Here is a 4022-nt window from a genome sequence, read left to right as displayed (position 1 = left end):
GTCGGCAGCGTCAGATGTGTATAAGAGCCAGGGGCGGTGGGGGCCGGCTCCTGGGCCTCGTCCTTGCGCGCCGCGTTCGACCCCGCGCACCCGAGCAGCATTCCGCAGACGATTCCACTCCACACGAGCAGTCGCATGTTCCTCCAGGGGGGCCCTTCGCGGGCCGGTTGACCACGGGCGCCTGTGCCAACCCTACCGGTGGCGCAGCGCCGCATCGTAAGCGGCCCGCGTCCCTTCGGCGGTGCGGGCCCAGGTGAACTTCGCGGCCTGACGCTGGCCCGCCTCCGACAGCGCGCGGCGCTCCTCCGGCGAACGGAGCAGCCGGTCGATGACCGCCGCCAGGCCCTCCGCGTCGTCCGGATCCACCGCGGGCGCGGCGTCGCCGCACACCTCCGGCAGCGAGCCCGCAGTGGACACCACCGCGGGCGTGCCCAGGCGCATGGCCTCCAGGGGCGGCAGGCCGAAGCCCTCGTAGCGCGAGGGGAAGACGAACAGCGCCGCGCGGCGCATCAGCGCGTAGAAAATGGCGGGGGTCTGGTAGCCCAGGGGCCGCACGTCCAGCCCCTCCGAGCGCATCCGCTCGATGCGCTTCTCCACCTTGCCGGAGCCGTACCAGGCCTGCCCCGCGAGCACGAGCGTGAAGGGCCGACCGCGCGCGTGCAGCCGCTCCTGCGCTTCCAGCACCAGCTCCACGTTCTTGCGCACGTCGAGCGAGCCCGCGTACAGCACGTAGTCCCTGGGCAGGTTGAGCGCGTGGAGGAACTCCTCGTCCGCCTCGTTCAGCGGGGCCGCGTTCACGTGGTCCACGCCGTTGGGCACCACCACGGTGCGCGGCTCCACCTGGGGGAAGCGGCGCACCAGGTCCTGGCGCGTGCATTCACTGATGCACACCAGCCGGTCCGCGAGCATCAGGCTGCGCGCGAGCCACAGCCGGAACTGCCAGCGGTACGGCGCGGAGACGGTGTGCGGCAAATCCAACGGCACCAGGTCGTGCACGGTGAGCACGTACGCGGTGCCCGGCGTGCGCCGCAGCGGCAGGTTGAAGTTGCTGAGCGCGTGGTAGACGGGCGGCGGCGAGGCCTTGAGCAGCCGGGGCAGCGTGGCCAGCGTCCAGGACGTTCGCTTCTGGACGCCGCGCGGGTGCTCGCCGGACTTGCGCGCCCCCATCCGGTCCAGGCGGACGCCCTGGGCTTCGAGCGCCTCCGCGAGGCAACGGGTGTACAGGCCGATGCCAGTGGTGGGCTCGTCCCACAGGGTGGCGTCGAAGGCGATGGGTCCGGGGGTCGACACGGGCCGCCTCATACCATGCCCGTGTGGTACACACGGCCCTCCATGGCGGTCCATCAGCTGATCCCAAGCTTCGGCCCCGGCGACGCTTCCGGTCAGGCCGCGCTCCACCTGCAACTCCTGCTGCGCCGCATGGGGCACGTGGGGGACATCTACGCGGAAGAGGTCGCCGGAGGGCTGCAGGGCCTGGCCCGCCACGTCTTCACGCTGAAGCCGAAGCCGGACGACCTGGTGCTGTACCACCACGGCATCGCGTCCCCGCTGAGCGGCCGGCTGATGCACCTGGACTGCAAGCGCGGCGTGGTGTTCCACAACATCAGCCCCGCGCGCTTCTACCGGGACACGCCGCTGGAGCACGCGCTGGTGGCCGGCCGCGCGCAGGTGGCCGCGATGGCGCCCTTCCTGGACCTGTCCATCGGGGACTCGGACTACAACAGCGCGGAGCTGCGCGTCGCGGGCCACCGCAACGTGCACACCGTGCAGCTCTTCATCGAGAAGGAGCGCTTCGCCGCGTCCGTGGCGGATGCGGGAAAGCTCGCGGAGCTGGCCGGGCCCGGCCCCACCCTGGTGTCGGTGAGCCGGGTGATGCCGCACAAGCGCTTCGAGGACCTGCTCGCGCTGCACCGGGAGCTCTTGCGCATCCGTCCCCAGGCGCGCCTGCTGATGGTCGGCGGCTACGAGGCGGGCAGCCGCTACTTCAAGTCGCTCCAGCGCGAGATGAAGGACTTGAGCGGGGTGCACTTCCTGGGGCGCCTGTCGCATCCGGAGCTGGTGGCCGTGTACCGCTCCGCGTCCGTGTTCGTCTCCATGAGCGAGCACGAGGGATTCAGCGTGCCCATCATCGAGGCCATGGCCTCCGAGGTGCCCGTGCTCGCGTACGCGGCGGCGGCGGTGCCGGAGACGCTGGGCGGCGCGGGCGTCGCGTTCGACCAGAAGCGCTTCGCGTTCCTCGCGGAGCTGGCGGTGGACCTGACCGAGGACCAGGACCTGCGCCGGGCCGTGCTCGACGGGCAGGCGCGCAGGCTCCAGCACTTCTCTCCCACCGCCGCGCAGGTGTCGCTGACGCGAGCGCTGGAGGGCGTGGTGGCGCCGCCGCCCCGTCCGCGCAGGGCCCCGGCGAAGCGGCCGCGCGTGGCGCTGGTGGTGCAGCGCTATGGCGAGGTGACGGGCGGCGCGGAGAGCCACGCCGCGCAAGTGGCGGAGCACCTGTCGCCGCACTGGGACGTCACGGTGGTGACGACCTGCGCGAAGAACCACCTGACGTGGGAGAACACCTTCCCGCCCGGCGAGGACCGCATTGGCAGCACGAAGGTGCTGCGCTTCCCGGTGACGCGCACGCGCAACATCCACGCGTTCAACGACCTGTCGCGCCACGTGTTCGGCCACGGCAACGAGCGGCTGCGTGAAGAACAGTGGGTGGCCGAGCAGGGACCGCTGAGCCCCGGGCTCATGGAACACCTGGCCACCACGCAGGACGCGTACGACGGCTACCTGTTCTTCACGTACCTCTACGCGCCCACGGCGTGGGGGCTGCCGCTGGTGTCGGACCGCGCGATGCTGGTGCCCACCGCGCATGACGAGCCGCCCATCCGCTTCGGCGTCTACGGGGACGTGTTCAACCGCCCCCGGGTGCTGATGTGCAACACGCCGGAGGAGGTCGCGATGCTCGGGCGCTTCCACCCGCACCATGCGCGGGCGCGCGTGGTGGGCGTGGGCGTGGACGCGCTGCCGGCGGTGCCCGACCGCTTCCGGGCGAAGTACGGCGTGCACGGCCGCTACCTGCTCTACGTGGGCCGGCTGGAGCCGGGCAAGGGCGTGCCGGACCTGCTGAAGTTCCACCGCCAGCTGCGCGGCAGCTACCAGGACGCGCCGGAGCTGGTGCTCGCGGGCGAGGCCCACATGGACGTGAGCGGCGAGGGCGTGCGGCACGTGGGGCGCATCTCCGAACAGGACAAGCACGACGCGCTGGCGGGAGCGCTGGCGGTGGTGGTGCCGTCGAAGTTCGAGAGCCTGTCGCTCCTGACGCTGGAGGCGTTCGCTCAAGGCACGCCGGTGCTGGTGAACGGGCACTCGGACGTGCTGGTGGGACAGGTGGAGCGCAGTGGCGCGGGCCGGGTGTACCGGGGGCTCGCGTCGTTCGTCGAAGGGCTGCGCGAGGTGGGCGAGGCCCGGGACGCGATGGGCCAGCGGGCCCGCATCTACGCGCAACGGCACACGTGGCCCCAGGTGGTCGCGGCGTACCGGGAAGAGATGGCGCGCATCGTGGAGGAGACACACCGATGAAGCTGCTCGGACGGGACATTCCCACGAGGGCCCTGGTGGCCCGCATCGAGGAGCGCCTGCGCGTGCGCGGGCTGCCCACGTCGGAACCGGCGGAGGTGCCGGAGGACGGCGTGGAGCCGCGCGTGGATCCGCTGACCTTCAACATGCACGCGCTGGAGGAGAACGCGGACACCACGCGGGCCCTGCCGCTGCACACGCACCGCGCCGGCATGGGACAGGCGGTGCTGCTGGCCAAGTGGGCCTTCCGCAAGACGTGCCAGGTGTTGATCAACGAGACCCTGGGCCGGCAGCGCGTGTTCAACGGGCTGGTGCGGGACTCCTACGCCCAGCTCTCCGCGGAGGTCCTCCGGCTGCGCAAGGAGGTGGACACGCTGAGGGCCCAGGCCGCGAAGGCACCGCCGCCAGAAGCCCCCAGGCCGCCCAAGCCGCCCCCACCGGCCATCAGCCACGGC

Annotated in this window: 2 protein-coding genes and 1 pseudogene; 2 read left to right on the top strand and 1 reads right to left on the bottom strand. The window is 72.0% G+C overall.

What is annotated here, in order from left to right; all coding sequences use genetic code 11:
• Nucleotides 1-192 precede the first annotated feature (192 nt).
• Entirely contained in the window at nt 193-1302 is a 1110-nt protein-coding gene (locus D7W82_RS38675) for a glycosyltransferase family 1 protein (RefSeq protein ID WP_120623043.1), read from the bottom strand.
• A gap of 30 nt (nt 1303-1332) precedes the next feature.
• Here D7W82_RS38675 and D7W82_RS38670 point away from each other — a divergent pair, with 30 nt between their 5' ends.
• A complete protein-coding gene (locus tag D7W82_RS38670; protein WP_120623044.1) occupies nt 1333-3570 on the top strand; it encodes a glycosyltransferase family 4 protein in 2238 nt (745 codons plus the stop codon).
• Nucleotides 3567-4022, top strand: a pseudogene (locus tag D7W82_RS38665) (hypothetical protein); the annotation flags it as partial. The gene D7W82_RS38670 and the pseudogene D7W82_RS38665, both read left to right, overlap by 4 nt.

The sequence above is a fragment of the Corallococcus sp. CA049B genome (genome assembly GCF_003611685.1).
Lineage (GTDB): Bacteria > Myxococcota > Myxococcia > Myxococcales > Myxococcaceae > Corallococcus > Corallococcus coralloides.
This window is presented reverse-complemented; position numbering and strand designations above follow the sequence as displayed.

Coding starts and splice junctions, on each gene's coding strand:
- D7W82_RS38670 (WP_120623044.1), top strand. CDS start 1,333: ATGGCGGTCCATCAGCTGATCCCAAGCTTCGGCCCCGGCGACGCTTCC.
- D7W82_RS38675 (WP_120623043.1), bottom strand. CDS start 1,302: ATGAGGCGGCCCGTGTCGACCCCCGGACCCATCGCCTTCGACGCCACC.